The following is an 18,845-nucleotide window of genomic DNA, read 5'->3' as shown; positions in this document are numbered from 1 at the left end:
TGATCTCGGGACCGGCCAGCTATCCGCACTTTCTCCGGTCGCAGTTCGCCAGCTCAGCGGCCGGTTCAGGCATCGAGGACTACCTCATCGCGAATGTCATTCTGCTGCCGCTGTTCACCATTGTCGACGGCCTGCGGCGCGGCATCCGCCACCCGTGGCTCTTCTTCCTGTGCAGCTTCTTCACCAGCTTTTCGTTCCCGCTTGCGTTCTACTTCGCCACCATGGAGCGGCAGCGCCGGCACGAACGAGCCCGCGAGACGGTGCCCAAAATCGCCGCCTAAGGCTCGAGCAGCTCGGTGCCGACGAACGGGACCAGCGCCTCGGGCACCCGCACGCTGCCGTCGGGCCGCTGGTGGTTTTCCAGAATCGCAACCAGCCAGCGGGTGGTGCCCAGCGTGCCGTTGAGCGTGGCCGCGATCTGCGGCTTGCCGTTGGCATCCCGATAGCGGGTGGCCAGCCGGCGCGCCTGGAAGGTGGTGCAGTTCGACGTCGACGTCAGCTCGCGGTAGGTGCCCTGCGTGGGAACCCACGCCTCGCAGTCGAACTTGCGGGCGGCCGACGAGCCGAGATCGCCTGCGGCCACGTCGATTACCCGGTAGGGCACCTCGATACGGGCCAGCATCTCTCGCTGCCAGCCCAGCAGCCGCTGATGCTCGGCCTCGGCGTCGGCCGGCGTGCAGTAGACGAATCCTTCGACCTTGTCGAACTGGTGCACCCGGATGATGCCGCGGGTGTCCTTGCCGTAACTGCCGGCTTCGCGGCGGAAGCACGACGACCAGCCGGCGTAGCGCAGCGGCCCGCCGGACAGGTCGAGGATCTCGTCGGCGTGATAGCCGGCCAGCGGTACCTCCGACGTGCCGACCAGATAGAGGTCGTCGGCCTCGACCCGGTACACCTCCTCGGCGTGTGCGCCGAGGAAGCCGGTGCCCGACATCACCTCCGGACGCACCAGCACCGGCGGAATGATCGGGATGAAACCGTTGTCTGCCGCCAGCCGGATCGCCAACTGCAGCAGCCCCAGCTGCAGTAACGCGCCTCGACCGGTCAGGAAGTAGAACCGCGAACCGGACACCTTGGCGCCGCGCTCCATGTCGATCAGGCCGAGTGCCTCACCGAGTTCCACGTGGTCTTTCGGATTGTCGATCGCGGCCGACTCACCAACGACGTCAAGGACACTGTAGTCGTCCTGGCCGCCGGCGGGGACGCCGTCGATGATCACGTTCGAGATCGCCATCTGGGCCGCGGTGAACCCCGCCTCGGCTTCAGCCTGCGCTGTCTCGGCCGCTTTGACCTGCTCGGCCAGCTCCTTGGCCCGCTGCAGCAGCGCCGGACGCTCGTCGGCGGCCGCGGCTCCCACCTTCTTGCTGGCGGCCTTTTGTTCGGCGCGCAGCGAATCGGCTGTCGAGATCGCGGTCCGCCGGGCGGTATCGGCTGTCAGCAGCGTGTCGACCAAAGTCGGGTCCTCGCCGCGGCTGGTCTGCGATTGGCGCACGGCGTCCGGGTTTTCGCGGAGCAACTTCAGGTCGATCACGGCCTAGAACCCTACGCGTGCAGTACCCGTAGGCGACAACCACATGACGTTACTTCTGCAACAGCTGTCACGGGACACGGTCGGCCTGTCAGAATGGAACCGATGTCCAACGCAACCGAGCAGCACAAGTCGCCGGCCGGCCGGCTGGGACTTCGGCTACCGCGGGCCGAGTGGCTGACTGCTCTGCAGGCCTCGGCCACCCGGCGCGCGCTGCTACTGACCGCTCTGGGCGGTCTGCTGATTGCCGGGCTCGTCACGGCCCTTCCGATCGGGGGTGGTCCCGGTCGGCTGGCCGGCTACATCGACCCGGTGCCCAGCACCGGATCGAAGGGTAACGACGCTTTCAACCACGCCACCAGTGGTAACTGCCTGATGTGGCCGGATCGGATGCCCGAAGCTGCGACCATCGTCGACTGCAAAGACGACCACCGGTTCGAGGTTGCCGAATCGATCGACATGCGCACGTTCCCCGGTTCGGAGTACGGCCCCGACGCCCCGCCGCCGTCGGCCACCCGCATCGAACAGATCAGCCAGGAGCAGTGCGAGTCGGCCGTGCGCCGCTACCTGGGCGCGAAATTCGACCCTAACAGCAAGTTCATCGTCAGCATGTTGTGGTCCGGCGACAAAGCGTGGCGGCAGAACGGCGAGCGGCGGATGCTGTGCGGCCTGCAGCTGCCGGGCGCGGGTAACGAACAGATCGCCTTCAAGGGCAAGGTCGCCGACGTCGACCAGTCCAAGATCTGGCCCGACGGTGCCTGCCTGGGTATCGACCCCTCGACCAATCAACCCACCGACATTCCGATCGATTGCGCCGCGCCGCACGCGATGGAGGTCACTGGCACGGTCAACTTGCTGGCCAAGTTTCCCGACGCGCTGCCTCCGGAGCCCGAACAGGACGGCTTCATCAAGGACTCCTGCACCAGGCTGACGGACGCCTACCTCGCGCCGGTTCAGTTTCGCAGCACTACCCTGACGCTGATTTACAGCACGCTGTCGCTGCCCAGCTGGTCGGCCGGTAGCCGGCAGGTTGCCTGCAGCATCGGGGCGACCCTGGGTAACGGTGGCTGGGCGACGTTGCTCAACAGCGCCAAGGGGGCGCTGCGGATCAATGGTCAGCCTCCCGTTCCGCCGCCCGACATCCCGCAGGAGCGGCTCAACCTGCCGCCGATCCCGACAACTCCGGATACCGGCGGATCATCCGCGTCGTCGTCGTCGTCGAGCGGATCATCCGCGTCGTCGTCGTCGAGCGGATCAAGCAGCCAGCAACGGCAGGGTAACCAACACCTTCCGGGGCAGCCACCGGCCACCCAGGAGCAGCCGGCACCAGCCGCACCACCCCCGCCGGCCCAGCCAGCCCCGGGTGCGCCAGCCCCGGAAGCGCCGCCCCCGCCGGCTCCCGAAGCGCCGCCACCACCACCTCCGCCGCCTGCGCCGGAAGCGCCGCCGCCACCACCTGCTCAGGGGCAATAGCAGGGTGGCCGTGCGGATGGATCCGCAACGGTTCGACGAGCTGGTGTCCGACGCGCTCGACCTGATCCCGCCGCAGCTGGCTGCCGTGATGGACAACGTGGTGGTGCTGGTTGAGGATCGTCACCCAGACGAAGATGACTTGCTCGGCCTGTACGAGGGTGTGGCGTTGATCGAACGCGATTCCAACTACGCCGGTTCGCTGCCCGACACCATCACGATCTACCGCGACGCGCTGTTGGACGTCTGCGACGGCGAGGACGAGGTCGTCGAGGAAGTGAAGATCACCGTGGTTCACGAGATCGCCCACCACTTCGGTATCGACGACGACCGGTTGCATGAACTGGGTTGGGCCTGACCAACTTCACGGCGATATGGCGGGCGCGGCGCCGCAGATCTATCGGCGATCGGTGCTAAGAACAGCGCATGAGTACCGCCGGCGACGATGCAGAGCGAAGCGATGAGGAGAAGCGGCGCATGAGCACCGGCGCCGACGATGCAGAGCGAAGCGATGAGGTGGGGGTACCGCCCGCTTGCGGGGGAGAGCGGCGCATGAGTACCGCCGGCGACGATGCAGAGCGAAGCGATGAGGAGGAGCGGCGCATGAGCAGAGGCTGCCGCGACTGCCGAGCAGGCTTAGATCATTGCCACGGCACGATCATTCGCCATTGGTTGCACCGGTCGGAGTGCACCGAGGAAGGGTGCACCAGCCCGGAGCTGATGCCCCACGCCTTTGTCGTCGACTGCGACGCGGTCGGCTGCAACTGCGCCGAGGTGGGCGCGCCGTCGGCCCTGGCGATCTGAACCGCAACGGCGCTCAGCCCATCGGGTCGATGCCCGACTCCACCGCGTCAGTCACCGGAGTGACGTCTGGCTCCGGGTAGAACGGCGGCGTCAGGGTCCCCCATTGCACGCAGCTCCAGCGGCCGTCGGTGACCGGCGCCAGCACGACCGCCTCGGTGTTTTTGAGGTGGTGATCGAGCACGAAGCTGCTTTCGACGCCGGCCAACATGGCGGCCGTCAGCCGAATCGCCGCCCCGTGGCTGACGACGACGATGTCGCTGGTCCACTCGTCGTCGTCGAGATACCGCATCCGTAGATCGGTGACCACCGGCAGATAGCGGTCCAGCACCTGGTTGCCGGTCTCCCCGCCGGGCAGCGGCACATCCCGCTCTCCCTCATGCCAACGCTTGTAGATCGCGTCGAACTCAGCGACCGCATCGTCGTCGCTGCGGTTTTCCAGCTCGCCGACCTGCACCTCGTGGATGCCGGTCACCTCGCTGGCCGGCACGTCGACCTCGGCGCTGATCTCCGCCGCGGTCTGCGTCGCGCGGGTAGCCACCGAATGCAGCAACAGCCCGGGTCGGCTCAACCCGTCCCGCGCAAATGCCCGCGCCTGGTCGCGGCCCAACGGCGTCAATTCGCTTCCCGGCGGTCGGGTGTCCAACCGGCGATCGACGTTGCCGTAGGACTGACCGTGCCGCACCAATACCAGGCGACCGCTCATCGCGGCTGCCCCTCGCCAGCCGACCCGTCGTGCAGTCGCGCCAGCCACCGCGACGCCTCGTCCAACTGTGGTGGCGGTGCTCCGGCAAGTAGCCCGGTCGGCCAGGAACCCAGATAGCGCACATCGGTACAACGCCGGTGCAGCGCCTTGAGTGCCTCGGCGACCGCGTCGTCGTCGATGTGGCCGACGCAGTCCAGGAAAAACACGTAGGTACCCAATTCGGTCCGGGTGGGACGGGATTCGATGCGGGTCAGGTCAATACCGCGGATCCCGAATTCGGTGAGCGCGGACACCAGCGCGCTCGGCGCATTGTCGATCCGCAACACCACCGACGTCCGATCGGCACCACTACGTGCCGGTGGTTGCCCCGGCTGACCTACCAGCACAAAGCGTGTGCGCGCATTGGCTTCGTCGACCACGCCGTCGGCGAGCGTCGACAACCCGCGTTGGATGCCGGCCAGCGGCGAACTCACCGCGGCGTCGACGTGACCGTCGGCGACTTGCTGGGCAGCGTCGGCATTGGAGTTGGCCGGGCGCAGTTCGGCGGTGGGCAGATGGGCGGCCAGCCACCGCCGCACCTGCGCCGCAGCGACCGGGAAGGCGGCCAGCGTGCGTACGTCGGCGGCTGTGCGACCCGGTTTGACGACGATGTTGAACGCCACGTCCAAGGTCAGCTCCGCGAACACCTGCAGCGGCGTGCCGATCGCCAGGCTGTCCAGGGTGGGCATGACCGAGCCGTCGATCGAGTTCTCGATCGGCACGCACGCGTAAGCGGCCGCGCCGTCGCGAACCGCGTCGAGTGCAGCCGGTGTGCTGTCGAGAGGCACCGGCCGCACGGCGGCCGGGCTGTGCTGCGGAACCATGCCGGCGTCGATCATCTGCAGCAGCGCAGCCTCGGTGAAGGTCCCTTCGGGACCCAGATACGCGATGCTCGCCACGACCAAAACCCTATCGGGTCGTACGTCTTGCGCTGTCCGATCATCCCTAGTTAAGTTAGGCTTACCTCACTAATTTTCTTCCGCAAGCCAGGATGGTCAACGATGACACTTGCCAACTGCCCGGCACCCACGACGGCCGAGCGGATCCGCAGCACCTGCGTCCGGGCGGGCGGAGCGCTGCTGGCGGTCGAAGGCGCCGAGCCGCTCACCACCCCCCTGCACCATCTGCTCGGCGACGGGTCGTTCGCCGTCGCCGTGCCGGTCAGCGGGGCGGTGGCCACGCATTTAGGCAACTGTGAGGCCGACGGCGCGCAGGCCGTGCTGGAGTTGGCCGACTACGCGCCGCTGCCCTTGCGCGAACCGGTGCGCTCGCTGGTCTGGAGTCGCGGCCGGGCTGCACCAGGTGGCGCTGCCGACCGTGCCCGGGCTGCTGGACAGGATCGCCGCCCCGCTACGGCGTCCGGTTACGCGTCGAAAGCGCCGAAGGCGATCGTGACGTCCGGCTGCCATTCCGCCAGCCGGTTGACGACGTCACCGGGTTGGGCCAGGCCATCCGGGTGCTGATGGGCTGCCCGTTCGTGAACGGCTTGCGGGCCCGCCGAGACTGACCCGCGAACGGCCGCCCGCCCCCGGTTACCGTGTCGAGGTGACCTGGTCCCGCAGTGACGCCGACTGGCAGGTGACGCAGCGCCGCGCGTTGCGCATCGAGCTCGTCGTCGTGTTGAGCGTGACGTTCGGTCTCAGCGCCGTCACCGCGATCCTGCAGCTCGCCGACTCGGTGTTGCGTAACCTCAGCGCCCAGCGGATCCCGCTCAACCCGCGGCGGTCGTATTTCGACCTGATCGACCTCGGCCTGAATGCGACCTTCGTCGTGCAACTGATAGCCTGGGGCGGACTTGGGCTGTACCTGTTGTGGCGCAGCGGATTAAGCCCGGCTCGCATCGGTTTAGCGCGCTTCCAGTGGCGCGCCGACCTTACTGGCGGCGTCGGCCTGGCCGCGTTGATCGGCGTGCCCGGGCTGGCGCTGTACCTGGCGGCGCGGGCATTACGGCTCAACGCGTCGGTCGTCCCGTCCAGCTTGGGCGACACCTGGTGGCGGATCCCGATGCTGCTGCTGGTCGCCTTCGCCAATGGCTGGGCCGAAGAGATCATCGTCGTCGGTTACCTGCTCACCCGGTTGGAGCAGCTGGGTGTGGGCGCGCGTGCGGCGCTGGTGTGGTCGAGCGTGCTGCGCGGCTGTTACCACCTCTACCAAGGTTTCGGCGCCGGGCTGGGCAACGTCGCGATGGGCCTGGTGTTCGGGTACGCCTGGCAGCGCACCGGCCGGCTGTGGCCGCTGGTGATCGCGCACGGGATCATCGACACCGTGGCTTTCGTCGGGTATGCCCTGCTGGCCGGTCATCTGCACTGGCTGCACTGATGGAGTCCTGACGATCACGTGAACGACCCCCATCCACCCGAGCCGTCGCCGGTCATCCCGCGCTACCCGCCGCCGAACCCGACCCGACTACCCCCGCCGGCCACACCCGAGGCCCGAAGCCGGCGACCAGGTCCGGCCGGCCCGCCGCCTGCGCGCCCCCGTAAGCCGCGGCCGCGGCGCAAACGGGCCTGGGGTCAACTGATTTCACTGAGCCTGGTGATCGCGGTTCTGCTGATCAGTGCCGGCATCCTGGGCGGCACGTTGTGGATGGAGACCGCGCTGCACCGCCAGCCGGTGCTGACGGACTATCCCGGCCGGCCCGCGGCCGGGCGGGGCACCACCTGGCTGCTGGTCGGCTCCGACAGCCGTCAGGGCCTCACCGTCGAGCAGCAGCAGGCACTGGCGACCGGCGGCGACACCGGCAACGGCCGAACCGACACCATTCTGCTGGTCCATGTGCCCGCGTTGGGATCACCCACTCCAACGACGATGGTCTCCATACCGCGCGACTCCTACGTGCCGATTCCCGGATACGGCCGCGACAAGATCAACGCGGCATTCGCGATGGGCGGGGCGCCGTTACTGGCGCAGACGATCGAACAAGCCACCGGCCTGCGGCTCGACCATTACGCCGAGGTCGGATTCGGCGGCTTCGCCGTCTTGGTCGACGCGCTCGGCGGGATCACCGTTTGTCCGGTCGCGCCGATGGACGATCCCCTTGCCGGCATCGACCTGCCGGCCGGATGCCAGAAACTCGACGGCCGCGACGCGCTCGGCTACGTCCGCTCCCGCGACACCCCGCGCGCCGACCTCGACCGCATGGTCAACCAGCGGCAGTTCATGTCGGCGCTGCTGCACCGCGTCGCCAGCCCGGCGGTGTGGCTGAACCCGTGGCGGTGGTATTCGGTGCCGCACGCGGCGGCTGACGCCCTGACGGTCGACCACGGCGATCACGTATGGGATATGGCCCGGCTGGGGTGGGCCCTGCACGGATCCACCGTCGCGTTGACCGTCCCGATCGGCGAGTTCACCGGCACCGACGTCGGCTCGGTCGTGATGTGGGATCACGACAAGGCCGCCCAACTGTTCGAAGCGCTGGCGGCCGACCAGCCGGTACCGGCAGCGGTTCTCGGCGACCGACCATAACGCCGGCCTAACTACCGGAATTCGACAAATGCGCAGGACGGCTCGACTAATTAATTCAGCGTAGCCTTTCTTTACTTAGGCAAAGCTGGCCTGAGTAAGTATTACCTTGGGTGACAACGGTGTTTGACCTGCGGTAGCGTGGTTGTCATGAGTTATCAGGATGCCCACAAAACCAAATTCCATGCATTATTGCAGGAGCAGATCTACAGCGAATTCACCAATGCCCAGCAGTATATTGCGATGGCCGTTTATTTCGATGGCGCCGACCTGCGTCAGCTGGCGAAACACTTTTACGCTCAGGCTGTCGAGGAACGTAATCACGCGATGATGCTGGTGCAGTATCTACTCGACCGCGACGTGCGCGTCGAGATCCCCGGCGGGGACGGGGTGCGCAATCAGTTCGACACCCCGCGGGATGCGCTGGCGTTGGCGCTCGATCAGGAGCGAGCGGTCACCGAACAGGTCAGCAGGCTGGCGGCCGTGGCCCGCGACGAAGGCGACTACCTCGGCGAACAGTTCATCCAGTGGTTCCTCAAGGAACAGGTCGAAGAGATGGCGCTGATGACCTCGCTGGTGCGGGTCGCCGATCGCGCCGGAGCGAACTTGTTCGACCTGGAGAACTTCATCGCACGCGAAATCGACTCGCCGCACAGTGCGTCTGACGCGCCGGCCGCGGCCGGGGGCCGGCTCTGATTAGTGAGAGTCGGTGCCGGGCAGGCCGTCCTCCAGCCACGCTTTGACGCGGCCGGGGTGGTTGGTGGCCAACCATGCCACTCCGACGTCCCGGCAAAATCGGACATCCTCGTACTCGTCGGGCGTCCAGCAGTACAGCGCCCGGCCCTGGGCCGCAGCACGGTCGACGAGCTCGGGGTGTTCTCGAAGGGTGGCCAGCGACGGCCCAACCGCGGTGGCCCCGACAGTGCTGGCCGCGCTGCTGGTGAGGTATCGATGGCTCCGGCCGAGCAGCACCGTGGGCAGTAGCGGCGCTGCCCGCCGAACCCGCCACAGCGCGGCGGCGGAAAACGACATCACCACCGCGCGGGATCGGTCGGCGGACGCGGGCGCGGCGATGCCGAAGCGGTGCAGCAGCGCCAACAACTTGCTTTCCACCAGTGCGCCGTACCGGACGGGATGCTTGGTCTCCACGAAGATCTTCACCGGCCGCTTCCAGTCCAGCACCAGTGCGACGAGGGCGTCCAAGGTCAACAGACCGGTGTCGCCATGACTGCCGTCGGCGCGCCAACTGCCGTGCCACGCGCCGTATTCCAGCCGGCGTAGCTCGGCCAGCGTCATCGTGCTGACCAGGCCGGCGCCGGTCGACGTGCGGTCGAGCCGGCGATCATGCACACAGACCAGGTGGCCGTCGCGGGTCAGCCGGACATCGCATTCCACGCCGTCGGCGCCCGCCTTGAGGGCGAGATCGTATGCGGCCAAGGTGTGTTCGGGCAGGGCGGCCGACGCGCCGCGATGGGCGACCACGAACGGGTGCCGAGAGACCACCTCGTCGGCCCGCGTCATGCCACTATGCTGCCGATTCCTCGCCCGCCAACTCAACTGCGGGAGCCGATCTCGGCGTGCCGGTTCCATCGTCGGCGACCACCACCCAGCGATGCGCGGGCCGTTCGACCGGTTTGCGCTCAAATCCCTCGAAGACCCTTGCGGTCGCAATCGCTGCGGCTAACGCCAGCAGGTAAGCGACGATCATGGCCACCGTGTTATTGGCGATGCCCTGGGCGTCCTGCGCCCCACTGGTAACCGTTGCGAAGACCGAAGTCACGCTGCTGAGGAGCCACATTAGCCACCATCCCCAGATCGGCCCGCGTAGCTGGGTGTAGTTGTCTTCGGTTTTCGCCAGCTCGATGACATAGACCAGCGACCACACCGCGGCGAGCAGGGGCAGACAACTGAACACCACGCAGGCGGCCATCAACGCCCAGCTGGCTGAGTGACCGAACGTCGCCTGGGTAACGGCGAAGGTGATCGCCAGCGCCATCGCGGCCGACGGTGGAAGCAGACAACCGGCCCTCAGCGCCCACGGCGTACGGGTCTCCGACCTACCGCAATGGGCGAAGGCCGCGGCGCGGCGCGCGATCAACCATTGCGTCAGCAGCACGGCGTAGGTGATCACCGCCGCGATCGCAGCCAGGCTGGCTAACACACTCAGCAGCGCGGCTGCGTCGGCCACCAGCCAATTCAGCAACGTGTTGCGGTTGATGATCAGCAGCAGATAACGCAGCAGATGAACCAGGGCTGCAATGCCCAGCACCATCGCCGTCGCGAAGAACGCCGCATGCACCCGGCGCGCCGGTGGGGCTTGCCGCACCGCCGAACCGCGCCCAACGCCATCCGATTCGATGCGATCCTGCAGACCCCAGCGCGGTATCACCGGGTATCGCGGGGTCGGCCCGAGCGGCCGCCGACGACGTCGTGGCGGTGGCGGCGGGCCGGGACGCACCGCAATCCACCGGTAGCCCGGTGGCAACCGCGGCGGTGTCTGCGGGCCGGCGCTCCACCGCGGATCGGCGTCGGGCGTCTCTGCCGGCGGCGCCAGCAGCGTCCCGCGGCAGCGCGGACACCACACACGCTGTCGATCACGGACATTCCAGCGTGTGCCGCACTGGGAGCACACTTGGATCACCGCATCAGCCTAGCCGGGAGACGATGCGCGCCGCCGAACGGCGCGAGAAGGAGCCCGGCAATCAGGCCCTAGCCGGGCGACGATGCGCGCCGCCGAACGGCGCGAGGAGGAGCCCGGCAATCAGGCCCTAGCGGTGCGTCGCGGCATGGCTCGGTCAGACGCTGCCGGAGCCGCCGTCATCGGTGACCACTGGACGGCCGGCGTTGGCCCACGCCAGCATCCCGCCACTGACGTTGACGGGTTCATACCCGTTGCGAGCCAGATACTGCGCCACTTTCTGCGAGCGGCCTCCGGCCTTGCAGATGACGTACAGCTTTGCTTGTGGGTCGATCTCGTCGACGCGGGCCGGCACCTCACCCATCGGGATGTGCCGGGCGCCCGCCGCGTGACCGCGGCGCCATTCGTCGTCCTCCCGCACATCTAGCAACACTGCCCCCACGCCGAATTCAGTGGGCAGGTCGGCAACATCTGTCTGTGCGACCACCGGTTCACCGTCCATGGGCTTGATCTTGGCACGCGGGATCCCGCTGCGCAGAAAGTCTCATCCAGCTACCAACGGGTATCCACAGTTTCCACAGGTTTATCCACACCCGGCTATCCGACATCGGTCGCATTGACACGGGGTCAACAGACCGGCTCGGGTAACAGCTGTGGATAACACTTCGGGGATTCCGCGTCGCGATCGACAGATCCGCCCGACGCTGAGCGAATTCTCAGCATGGGTCAAGCCACCCCGCCGCATCCCCCGTATGGGGGATGTCACAGCGCAGCCGCCCCGGGGACCATCCGTCCGGCTCGCCGCAGCGGCATCCATCGCCGCCTGCCCACCAGGGTAGGCCAGCAAAAAGATGCTGGTCAGCCATCCGCTTCCGGGTCAATTTTCCCGGCGGTACATAAGGGGTATGATCGCGACCACTGGGAGTAGTTGTGACTCATCTCACTTGGGGGAGAGTTGGACGCAGAGGTCGGGATCATCCAATGACCACGCAACCGATCGGACCGCAGTCGGCGGCATCCTCGTCGCACTGGTACACGAGTTCGGCCACCTGCAGTCGCTCCTACTTGCTTGCCGGTTTGCGCGCGGGCCTGATCGCCCTGGTTTTGCTGGCCGTCCTCGCTGTCATCATTTGGGTCTGAAGCCTCGCCGCGGGGTGTTCACGCATCGCACTCGTTCTTGCGGTGCGCGCGGTGATGGAGCAGGGTTGACATGGTTGACCAACCCAAGCCGCCGCGCCGCTAACAGCCTGCGAGTGGAGCGTCAGAAGTAGCTCGGCAACGATCATTGAAGGAAGGAATCCCGTGGCTGAATACACTTTGCCCGACCTGGACTGGGACTACGGAGCACTGGAGCCCCATATCTCGGGTCAAATCAATGAGCTTCACCACAGCAAGCACCACGCCACCTACGTCAAGGGCGCCAACGACGCCGTGGCCAAGCTGGAAGAGGTACGCGAGAAAGAGGATTTCTCGGCGATTCTGCTGTACGAGAAGAACCTGGCCTTCAACTTGGCCGGCCACGTCAACCACAGTCTGTGGTGGAAGAACTTGTCCCCCAACGGTGGTGACAAGCCGACCGGCGAGCTCGCGGCCGCCATTGATGACGCCTTCGGGTCATTCGACAAGTTCCGCGGTCAGTTCACCTCGGCTGCCACCACCGTGCAGGGTTCGGGCTGGGCGGCACTTGGCTGGGACAGCCTCGGCCAGAAGCTCTTGGTATTCCAGGTGTACGACCATCAGACCAATTTCCCGCTCGGCATCGTTCCGTTGCTGGTGCTCGACATGTGGGAGCACGCCTTCTACCTGCAGTACAAGAACGTCAAGGCCGACTTTGCCAAGGCATTCTGGAACGTCGTGAACTGGGAGGACGTCCAATCGCGTTACGCGGCGGCGACTTCGAAGGCCAAGGGGCTGATCGCTGGCTGACTTTAGTTGAATTCACCTGATCGGGGCGTCGCGCCATTCGCGCGGCGCCCCGATCACTATTTCGGCCGTGTTTCTTTTTTACTGCTTGTTGCAGTTGGTTGCTCGTGTCAGCTTGCGGGTATTCACCGGCTGACGCATGCTGAGCTGATCGACCCACCGGCGTATCGCTGGGTACCCGAACCGAAGTATGGCGGAGGGCGAAATGGAAAACGGGTCAGGCCGGGCCATCGAGGTGGCCCCATTCCATTCTCGTGGTGCCCTGAAAGGGTTCGTCATTTCCGGGCGTTGGCCCGACTCGACGAAAGAATGGGCACAACTGTTGATGGTTGCGGTCAGAGTAGCGTCGCTACCTGGATTGCTAAACACCACAACGGTATTCGGTGCTCGCGAGGAACTCCCGGACGCTCCTGCGCCGGGCACCGTCGGACTGGTGCTGGCGGAGGGTCCGGTGGTTGGCGAATCCGCCATTCGGCCAGGCTATTTCGCTGACCATCAGCCGCCGGCACTGTTGATGCTGCATCCACCCTCAGAGACCACGCCGTCGTTACCTGAATGCAACGGCGCGGCGTCGGGATGCGTGCTGCTGCCGGGGCTGCCGTATCTGGGGCTGGAGCACCGCGCCGCCTGGGTGGAGGCAGAAGCCGACGGCACGATCACCTCGATGGTGAGTCGCGTCGGCGTCGACCCGATCAGCCACCCCGACACTGCGATCCTGGCGATGCTGCTCGCCGCCTGAGGGTCGCCGAACTCGCCACGACGGTTCCACTCGGGACGAAGCCGGCCCTTGGTCTGCGAAGGTGGCCGAAGGCATGGTCAGAAACCGCGCTCACGAGTACCGCACTGCGGGTGACAGCAAATCGGCTTTTCGAGACGTCGGCGCAGCGCACCGGTTGCCGTAGCGTCGGACGCACTCGACCGACGAAGCCACCTACCGCGGTCGCTGAGCACAGACGCCACGAAACGTTACACAATTCGCTTGGCATGTCTTGTGAATTCGCTGCATAAAGAGCTCGCGGCACATTGGCCGCGCCGCAAACGACCGCTGCGGCCGTCGGCGGCTATCCCCCACAAGTTTGCACTTGGTTGCGGCGATAACTGTCGCTACGATGGTCAGCAAATACGTGGATGGAGTTATTTGTTCTACCGACCCGGTGGAGGTCATATCGATGAGCACGACGTTTTCTGCCCGCCTGAACCGCCTGTTCGACACGGTTTATCCGCCCGGACGGGGGCCGCACACCTCCGCAGAGGTGATCGCGTCGCTTAAGTCGGAGGGCATCACGATGTCGGCTCCCTACCTGTCGCAGCTACGCTCCGGCAACCGGACAAATCCGTCGGCTGCCACCATGGCCGCCCTGGCGAACTTCTTCCGTATCAAGCCCGCCTACTTCACCGACGACGAGTACTACGAAAAGCTCGACAAGGAATTGTCGTGGCTGATGACCATGCGCGACGAGGGTGTTCGGCGGATCGCCGTTCGCGCCAGCGGTTTGTCCGCGGAGGCGCAACACGACATCGCGCAGCGCGTTGACGAGCTACGCCGTAACGAACACCTGGACGCCTAGCCGGGGATGCGGGCCGGTTAGGGTTGGCCCATCGATGGGGCACAGCGCACCTCGATCGTCGACGAGATACCGGGGAGGCGGCCGCGAATGGGCCTATTCGGCAAGCGAAAGACCCGCGCGACGCGTCGTGCCGAGGCTCGCGCGATCAAATCCCGGGCCAGACTCGAGGCGAAACTGTCTGCGAAAAACGAGGCCCGCCGGTTCAAAGCCGCACTGCGAGCCGAATCGAAGGCGCTCAGGGACCAGTTGAAGGCGCAGCGGGACAGCGACCTTGCGGCGTTGAAAGTCGCCGAGACCAAGCTCAAGACGGTGCGAGAGGGCAAGTTGCTGTCACCGATACGTATTCGCAGGGTCCTGACGGTGTCTCGGCTGCTCGCCCCGATCGTGGTGCCGCTGGCCTATCGCGTCGCCATCGCCGCCCGCGGGTTGATCGACCAGCGGCGCGCCGACCAGCTCGGGGTTCCGTTAGCCCAGATCGGGCAGTTTTCCGGGCACGGCGGCCGGTTGTCGGCCCGCGTCGCCGGCGCCGAGCAATCGTTGCACACGGTGCAGGAGAAGAAGCCCAAGGACGCCGAGACCACGCAATTTGTGGCCGCCATTTCCGAACGTCTCACCGACCTGTCGGCGGCCGTCACCGCTGCAGAGAACATGCCCGCCGCACGCCGCCGTGCCGCCCACGCCGCGATCTCCAGACAACTCGATGAGATCGACGCCGACCTGATGGCGCGGCTCGGATTGACCTGAATCTATGGCCGCCCGCCGACGCGGTCTGATCCCACCCCTTCGACAAAGGAAGAGCAATCGGATGTCATGGCACCGCAATACGGTTTGGCGCGCCCTGATCTCGGCCGCCGCCACCACCACGCTCTACCTCCTCGGATCGACCGCCGCCATCGCGCTGGCGTCAGCCCATGTCCATGCCAGCAGCGACGACGCAGTCCGCGGCGGCATGGCGCTGGTCACCTTCCAGGTGCCCAATGAGTCCACCAACGGGGCGGCCACCACCGCTCTCACGGTCGACCTGTCCAACGTCACTTCCGTACAGGCCGAAACGCAGCCCGGTTGGTCGGCCAAACTCGACCGCGATCCCGCGTCCGGCATCGTGCACTCGGTCACCTGGACGGCAGCACCGCACGGCGGCATTCCGGTCGATCAGTTCGGGCTGTTCCAGATCTCCGTGAAGCTTCCCGACACCGACACCGTCAGCTTCCCGGCCACCCAGACCTACGCCGACGGCGCAGTGGTCAAGTGGGATCAGTCGCCGCAGCCCGGCGGGGCTGAGCCGTCCAATCCGGTGCCGATGCTGACGCTCACCGAGGGGACGCCGTCGCCGCCCCCCCATCACCCACACCCAACCAGCACCACAACGCCGACCGCCGGGGCATTGCCGTCCACGCAAAAGCCAAGGGCCACAGCCGATAACACCGCCCGGATACTCGGTGGAGCCGCCCTGCTCTTTGCTGCCCTGGGTATCGGTGTCGCGCTGGTCGCTCGACGGACATGAGTCGGCGAGCACGCTTGGTTGCGGTGAGTCTGCTCTTGTTAGCGGTCACCATCGGCGCCACCTTGACCGCGGGAGCCGCCAGTGCGCATGCCGCGCGGGTGTCGGTCGACCCCGCCGAGAATGCCGCTGTCAGCACCGGTCCGACGCACGTCAGCGCGACCTTCAACGAGGAGCTGCAAACCACGTTCGCCGCGATGACAGTCGTCGGTCCGGACCGCAACCTGTGGTCTTCCGGGCAGCCGCAGGTGCAGGGCGCGGTCGTCAGCGTCGGCGTACGGCCGCTTGGACCGACCGGAAACTACACGGTGAATTACCGAGTGACCTCGGCAGACGGGCACGTGGTGTCCGGATCCTGGTCGTTTCGGCTGACGACAGCCGGCACCGGCACACCCGGGCCGACGGCGGACACCTCGGATACGGAGAGCGGCGACCTACCGGTCTGGCCGTTCGTTGTCGGCGCGGTGGTGCTCGTGGCCGGCGCGGCGATATGGGCGGCGCGGAAGGGGCGATGACGGCCCGGCGGTCGCCAGGCTAACCCGGATTGCCCGCCCTGGCATGATGGATTCGACTGCTGGTGTACCTGGCCGGTGTACCCGACGAGAAGTTGCAAAGGAGCAGCCGCATGGCAGACCCGCAGGATCACCCGGACAACACACCCGACACCGAACCCGAACACCCGCCAGGCGCTGGACCCACACCGTCCGCGCCGCCCACGTCGCCGGCCGACAACGCACCGGCAACACCGCCGGAGCATGCCGCGGAAACGTCCACACCATCGGCCAAGGCGCCGGATAAACCAGCGCAAAAGACGCCAGCCAAAAAAGCTCCCGCCAAGGCGGCAAAGGCGGCGAAAAAGGCCCAACAGGCAGCACCGAAGAAGGCAGCAGCTAAAAAGGCGGCCGCCAAGAAGGCACCGGCCAAAAAAGCGCCAGCGAAGAAGGCGCCGGCCAAAAAAGTCGAACCCAGTGCCGCCACGCCGAAAAGCCAGCCCACACCGCCACCGCGGATCGAGACCAACGGCCACCTTGCCGCGGCAGCGAAAGATGCCGCGGCACATGCGAAATCAACTGTGGACGCGGCAAACAACCCGGTGTCCGGGCAAGTTGCCGAGTCGTCAGCCGGTCGCTCACCGGTGCCGTTGGCGGTGGCGATCGCGATCAGTCTGCTGGCATTGCTGCTGGCGCGCCAATTGCGTCGGCGCGCTAGCTAGCATGGCCCGGTGACGCTGGTATTCCGGCCCACGGCTGACCTGGTCGACGATATCGGGCCCGACGTACGTAGCTGTGACGTTCAATTCCGCCAATTCGGCGTGCGCACACAATTCGCTGGGCCGATCACCACGGTGCGCTGCCTCGAGGACAACGCGCTGCTGAAGTCGGTGCTGTCGACGCCCGGCGACGGCGGCGTGTTGGTGATCGATGGCGCCGGCTCGTTGCACACCGCGCTGGTCGGCGACGTCATCGCCGAGTTGGCGCACTCCAACGGCTGGGCCGGGCTGGTGATACACGGTGCCGTTCGGGATGTCGCGGCCCTGCGCGGCATCGACCTCGGCATCAAGGCGCTCGGCACCAACCCCCGCAAGAGCAGCAAGACCGGCGCGGGTGAGCGAGACGTCACGGTCAGCTTCGGAGGGGTGACATTCGTGCCGGGCGACATCGCCTACAGCGACGACGACGGTATCGTCGTCGTCGCCGCAGCCGCTACCGGCTAACCGGTAGGGCGGCAGGCTTTCTGGCGAAGTGCAGCGCCTCGTCATCGACCCGGCCACGCCGGATCAGCTGCAGGTCGAGCAGATAGTTCTGCTTGAGCCGCCACGGGCTGACTGAACCCGCCTTCGGCAGATAGTCCAACGCCCGCAGCACATATCCCGGCGTGAAGTCCATCAGCGGACGCTCGTCCACCGAGTCCCCCGGATGCTGCGGCACAACGGTGTCGTAGCCATTCGCATCCATGTAATTGATTACCCGGCAAACGAACTCCGATACCAGGTCGGCCTTCAGCGTCCAGGACGCGTTGGTGTAGCCGATGGTGAACGCCATGTTCGGCATGCCGCTGAGCATCATGCCCTTGTAGGCCATGGTGTCGGTGAGCTCGACCTGGGCGCCGTTACGCCGGATTTCGGCGCCGCCGAACAGCTGCAGGTTCAAACCCGTTGCGGTGATGATGATGTCGGCTTGCAGCTCGTCACCCGAGCTGAGCTTGATCCCGGTTTTGGTGAATCGGTCGATGGTGTCGGTCACGACGTCGGCCTGCCCGTGCCGGATGGTCTTGAACAGGTCGCCGTTGGGCGCCAGGCACAACCGCTGGTCCCACACGTTGTAGCTCGGGCCGAAATGTCTCTCCACGTCGTAGCCCTCGGGCAGGCGGCGCTTGGCCATCGTCATCAGGGTCTTGCGCATGTAGGCCGGGAATTTCCGGGCAAGCTGGTACTGAGCCGTGCTGAAACCGATTGCCTTCCAGCGGTTCACGACGTGCGCGGCACGTGCCGGCAGCAGCCGGTTTGCCCGCTTGGCGACCGGGTCCACCTCGGGCAGCGATCCGATGTAGGTCGGCGAACGCTGCAGCATGGTCACGTGACCGGCGCCGGAGTTCACCAACGCCGGGATGAGTGTGACAGCGGTGGCGCCGGACCCGATGACGACGATCTTCTTGCCCGCGTAATCGAGGTCCTCCGGCCAGTGCTGGGGGTGGATGATCGTGCCCTGGAAATCTTCCGAGCCTTCGAACGTCGGCGAGTAGCCGTCGTCGTAGTTGTAGTAGCCGCTGCAGCAGAACAAGAACTTGCAGGTGATCTCTTCCTGCCGGCCGTCGTTGTCCACCGTGACGGTCCATCGATTGTCGGCGTCGGACCAATCGGCGCCCAGCACTCGGTGGCGGTAACGAATGTGCCGGTCGATGCCGTTCTCCGCCGCGGCCTCCTTGATGTAGGCCTTGATCGACGCCCTGTCGGCGATCGCGGTGGCCGAACGCCACGGCTTGAACCGGAATCCCAGGGTGAACATGTCCGAGTCGGAGCGAATGCCCGGGTAGCGGAACAGGTCCCAGGTGCCGCCGAGATCGTCGCGGCGCTCGAGCACCGCATAGCGCTTGGACGGGCAGCGATCCTGCAGGTGCCACGCGGCGCTGATACCGGAGATGCCGGCGCCCACGATGACGACGTCGACGTGTTCAGTCATGGCGTCACGGTATCAACACCGTGTTGAGTG

General features: G+C 66.4%; 23 protein-coding genes and 2 pseudogenes. 18 read left to right on the top strand and 7 right to left on the bottom strand.

Features of this window, described 5'->3' with window-relative positions; all coding sequences use genetic code 11:
• The coding region (locus tag ACLQI9_RS05035) for a DUF2834 domain-containing protein (RefSeq protein WP_442391220.1) at positions 1-281 on the top strand (281 nt) is incomplete at its 5' end.
• Here ACLQI9_RS05035 and serS read toward each other — a convergent pair.
• Entirely contained in the window at positions 278-1,531 is a 1,254-nt protein-coding gene (serS, locus tag ACLQI9_RS05030; RefSeq protein ID WP_442391218.1) for a serine--tRNA ligase, read from the bottom strand. The two genes, ACLQI9_RS05035 and serS, sit on opposite strands and share 4 nt — an antisense overlap.
• A gap of 93 nt (positions 1,532-1,624) precedes the next feature.
• Here serS and ACLQI9_RS05025 point away from each other — a divergent pair, with 93 nt between their 5' ends.
• The 4 genes and pseudogenes from ACLQI9_RS05025 (at position 1,625) to ACLQI9_RS05010 (ending at position 3,802) form a co-directional block, all read left to right on the top strand.
• Entirely contained in the window at positions 1,625-3,001 is a 1,377-nt protein-coding gene (locus ACLQI9_RS05025) for a septum formation family protein (protein WP_442391216.1), read from the top strand.
• A 4-nt stretch (positions 3,002-3,005) separates the two neighbouring features.
• On the top strand, positions 3,006-3,356 hold the full coding sequence (locus ACLQI9_RS05020) for a metallopeptidase family protein (protein WP_442385019.1): 351 nt from the start codon (positions 3,006-3,008) through the stop codon (positions 3,354-3,356).
• Positions 3,357-3,443: 87 nt separating this feature from the next.
• Positions 3,444-3,548: pseudogene (locus ACLQI9_RS05015) on the top strand (hypothetical protein); the annotation flags it as partial.
• Between the two features lie 53 nt (positions 3,549-3,601).
• Positions 3,602-3,802, top strand: a complete 201-nt coding sequence (locus tag ACLQI9_RS05010) for a hypothetical protein (RefSeq protein WP_442385114.1) — start codon at positions 3,602-3,604, stop codon at positions 3,800-3,802.
• A gap of 13 nt (positions 3,803-3,815) precedes the next feature.
• Here the strand turns inward: ACLQI9_RS05010 and ACLQI9_RS05005 are convergent, their stop codons facing one another.
• Positions 3,816-4,505: a histidine phosphatase family protein gene (locus ACLQI9_RS05005; protein ID WP_442385021.1), complete on the bottom strand. Its 690-nt coding sequence runs from the start codon at positions 4,503-4,505 to the stop codon at positions 3,816-3,818.
• Complete coding sequence (gene pheA, locus ACLQI9_RS05000; protein WP_442391214.1) at positions 4,502-5,443, bottom strand: prephenate dehydratase; 942 nt, start codon at positions 5,441-5,443, stop codon at positions 4,502-4,504. The genes ACLQI9_RS05005 and pheA overlap by 4 nt, the downstream gene beginning before the upstream one ends.
• 102 nt (positions 5,444-5,545) lie before the next feature.
• Here pheA and ACLQI9_RS04995 point away from each other — a divergent pair.
• From ACLQI9_RS04995 to ACLQI9_RS04980, 4 genes and pseudogenes are all read left to right on the top strand, one after another.
• Positions 5,546-6,051: pseudogene (locus ACLQI9_RS04995) on the top strand (hypothetical protein).
• A gap of 38 nt (positions 6,052-6,089) precedes the next feature.
• Positions 6,090-6,863 (top strand): CPBP family intramembrane glutamic endopeptidase, encoded by a 774-nt coding sequence (locus ACLQI9_RS04990; RefSeq protein WP_442391212.1) that lies wholly within the window; start codon positions 6,090-6,092, stop codon positions 6,861-6,863.
• A gap of 18 nt (positions 6,864-6,881) precedes the next feature.
• Positions 6,882-8,009: an LCP family protein gene (locus ACLQI9_RS04985; protein WP_442385026.1), complete on the top strand. Its 1,128-nt coding sequence runs from the start codon at positions 6,882-6,884 to the stop codon at positions 8,007-8,009.
• Between the two features lie 147 nt (positions 8,010-8,156).
• A complete protein-coding gene (locus ACLQI9_RS04980; protein ID WP_442385028.1) occupies positions 8,157-8,702 on the top strand; it encodes a ferritin in 546 nt (181 codons plus the stop codon).
• Here the strand turns inward: ACLQI9_RS04980 and ACLQI9_RS04975 are convergent, their stop codons facing one another.
• The 3 genes from ACLQI9_RS04975 to ACLQI9_RS04965 form a co-directional block, all read right to left on the bottom strand.
• Positions 8,703-9,527 (bottom strand): glycerophosphodiester phosphodiesterase, encoded by an 825-nt coding sequence (locus tag ACLQI9_RS04975; protein ID WP_442385030.1) that lies wholly within the window; start codon positions 9,525-9,527, stop codon positions 8,703-8,705.
• Positions 9,528-9,531: 4 nt separating this feature from the next.
• Entirely contained in the window at positions 9,532-10,647 is a 1,116-nt protein-coding gene (locus ACLQI9_RS04970) for a DUF4328 domain-containing protein (protein ID WP_442391210.1), read from the bottom strand.
• A 154-nt stretch (positions 10,648-10,801) separates the two neighbouring features.
• Complete coding sequence (locus ACLQI9_RS04965) at positions 10,802-11,146, bottom strand: rhodanese-like domain-containing protein (protein ID WP_442385034.1); 345 nt, start codon at positions 11,144-11,146, stop codon at positions 10,802-10,804.
• Positions 11,147-11,625: 479 nt separating this feature from the next.
• On the opposite strand from ACLQI9_RS04965, the gene ACLQI9_RS04960 reads away from it, so the two are divergent.
• The 9 genes from ACLQI9_RS04960 (at position 11,626) to rraA (ending at position 17,350) form a co-directional block, all read left to right on the top strand.
• Positions 11,626-11,784, top strand: a complete 159-nt coding sequence (locus ACLQI9_RS04960; RefSeq protein ID WP_442385036.1) for a hypothetical protein — start codon at positions 11,626-11,628, stop codon at positions 11,782-11,784.
• Positions 11,785-11,946: 162 nt separating this feature from the next.
• Positions 11,947-12,570, top strand: a complete 624-nt coding sequence (locus tag ACLQI9_RS04955; protein ID WP_325680955.1) for a superoxide dismutase — start codon at positions 11,947-11,949, stop codon at positions 12,568-12,570.
• 202 nt (positions 12,571-12,772) lie between these two features.
• Positions 12,773-13,306, top strand: coding sequence for a peptidase (locus ACLQI9_RS04950; RefSeq protein ID WP_442391208.1), 534 nt, complete (start codon positions 12,773-12,775; stop codon positions 13,304-13,306).
• 430 nt (positions 13,307-13,736) lie between these two features.
• Entirely contained in the window at positions 13,737-14,135 is a 399-nt protein-coding gene (locus tag ACLQI9_RS04945; protein ID WP_442385040.1) for a transcriptional regulator, read from the top strand.
• Positions 14,136-14,222: 87 nt separating this feature from the next.
• Positions 14,223-14,879 carry a DUF6474 family protein gene (locus tag ACLQI9_RS04940; protein ID WP_442385042.1) on the top strand — a complete coding sequence of 219 codons (657 nt, stop codon included), beginning with the start codon at positions 14,223-14,225 and terminating at the stop codon, positions 14,877-14,879.
• Positions 14,880-14,940: 61 nt separating this feature from the next.
• Positions 14,941-15,639, top strand: coding sequence for a YcnI family copper-binding membrane protein (locus ACLQI9_RS04935; RefSeq protein WP_442385044.1), 699 nt, complete (start codon positions 14,941-14,943; stop codon positions 15,637-15,639).
• Positions 15,636-16,151: a copper resistance CopC family protein gene (locus ACLQI9_RS04930; protein WP_442385046.1), complete on the top strand. Its 516-nt coding sequence runs from the start codon at positions 15,636-15,638 to the stop codon at positions 16,149-16,151. Before ACLQI9_RS04935 ends, ACLQI9_RS04930 begins: the two co-directional genes overlap by 4 nt.
• 110 nt (positions 16,152-16,261) lie before the next feature.
• A complete protein-coding gene (locus ACLQI9_RS04925; protein ID WP_442385048.1) occupies positions 16,262-16,849 on the top strand; it encodes an Rv3852 family protein in 588 nt (195 codons plus the stop codon).
• 9 nt (positions 16,850-16,858) lie between these two features.
• Positions 16,859-17,350 carry a ribonuclease E activity regulator RraA gene (gene rraA, locus ACLQI9_RS04920; RefSeq protein WP_442385050.1) on the top strand — a complete coding sequence of 164 codons (492 nt, stop codon included), beginning with the start codon at positions 16,859-16,861 and terminating at the stop codon, positions 17,348-17,350.
• On the opposite strand, the gene ACLQI9_RS04915 is transcribed toward rraA, so the two are convergent.
• Complete coding sequence (locus ACLQI9_RS04915; RefSeq protein ID WP_442391206.1) at positions 17,340-18,815, bottom strand: flavin-containing monooxygenase; 1,476 nt, start codon at positions 18,813-18,815, stop codon at positions 17,340-17,342. The two genes, rraA and ACLQI9_RS04915, sit on opposite strands and share 11 nt — an antisense overlap.
• Positions 18,816-18,845 lie beyond the last annotated feature (30 nt).

It is taken from the genome of Mycobacterium sp. (assembly GCF_052143115.1).
In the GTDB taxonomy this organism is placed as follows: Bacteria; Actinomycetota; Actinomycetes; order Mycobacteriales; family Mycobacteriaceae; genus Mycobacterium.
The sequence above is the reverse complement of the archived record's forward strand: the minus strand, read 5'-3'. Positions and strand labels throughout refer to the sequence as shown.

Excerpts from the sequence above, each read along its gene's own strand:
- ACLQI9_RS05025 (WP_442391216.1), top strand. The coding sequence starts at position 1,625 with ATGGAACCGATGTCCAACGCAACCGAGCAGCACAAGTCGCCGGCCGGC.
- ACLQI9_RS05010 (WP_442385114.1), top strand. The coding sequence starts at position 3,602 with ATGAGCAGAGGCTGCCGCGACTGCCGAGCAGGCTTAGATCATTGCCAC.
- ACLQI9_RS05005 (WP_442385021.1), bottom strand. The coding sequence starts at position 4,505 with ATGAGCGGTCGCCTGGTATTGGTGCGGCACGGTCAGTCCTACGGCAAC.
- ACLQI9_RS04980 (WP_442385028.1), top strand. The coding sequence starts at position 8,157 with ATGAGTTATCAGGATGCCCACAAAACCAAATTCCATGCATTATTGCAG.
- ACLQI9_RS04975 (WP_442385030.1), bottom strand. The coding sequence starts at position 9,527 with ATGACGCGGGCCGACGAGGTGGTCTCTCGGCACCCGTTCGTGGTCGCC.
- ACLQI9_RS04965 (WP_442385034.1), bottom strand. The coding sequence starts at position 11,146 with ATGGACGGTGAACCGGTGGTCGCACAGACAGATGTTGCCGACCTGCCC.
- ACLQI9_RS04960 (WP_442385036.1), top strand. The coding sequence starts at position 11,626 with ATGACCACGCAACCGATCGGACCGCAGTCGGCGGCATCCTCGTCGCAC.
- ACLQI9_RS04950 (WP_442391208.1), top strand. The coding sequence starts at position 12,773 with ATGGAAAACGGGTCAGGCCGGGCCATCGAGGTGGCCCCATTCCATTCT.
- ACLQI9_RS04945 (WP_442385040.1), top strand. The coding sequence starts at position 13,737 with ATGAGCACGACGTTTTCTGCCCGCCTGAACCGCCTGTTCGACACGGTT.
- ACLQI9_RS04940 (WP_442385042.1), top strand. The coding sequence starts at position 14,223 with ATGGGCCTATTCGGCAAGCGAAAGACCCGCGCGACGCGTCGTGCCGAG.
- ACLQI9_RS04935 (WP_442385044.1), top strand. The coding sequence starts at position 14,941 with ATGTCATGGCACCGCAATACGGTTTGGCGCGCCCTGATCTCGGCCGCC.
- ACLQI9_RS04930 (WP_442385046.1), top strand. The coding sequence starts at position 15,636 with ATGAGTCGGCGAGCACGCTTGGTTGCGGTGAGTCTGCTCTTGTTAGCG.
- ACLQI9_RS04925 (WP_442385048.1), top strand. The coding sequence starts at position 16,262 with ATGGCAGACCCGCAGGATCACCCGGACAACACACCCGACACCGAACCC.
- ACLQI9_RS04915 (WP_442391206.1), bottom strand. The coding sequence starts at position 18,815 with ATGACTGAACACGTCGACGTCGTCATCGTGGGCGCCGGCATCTCCGGT.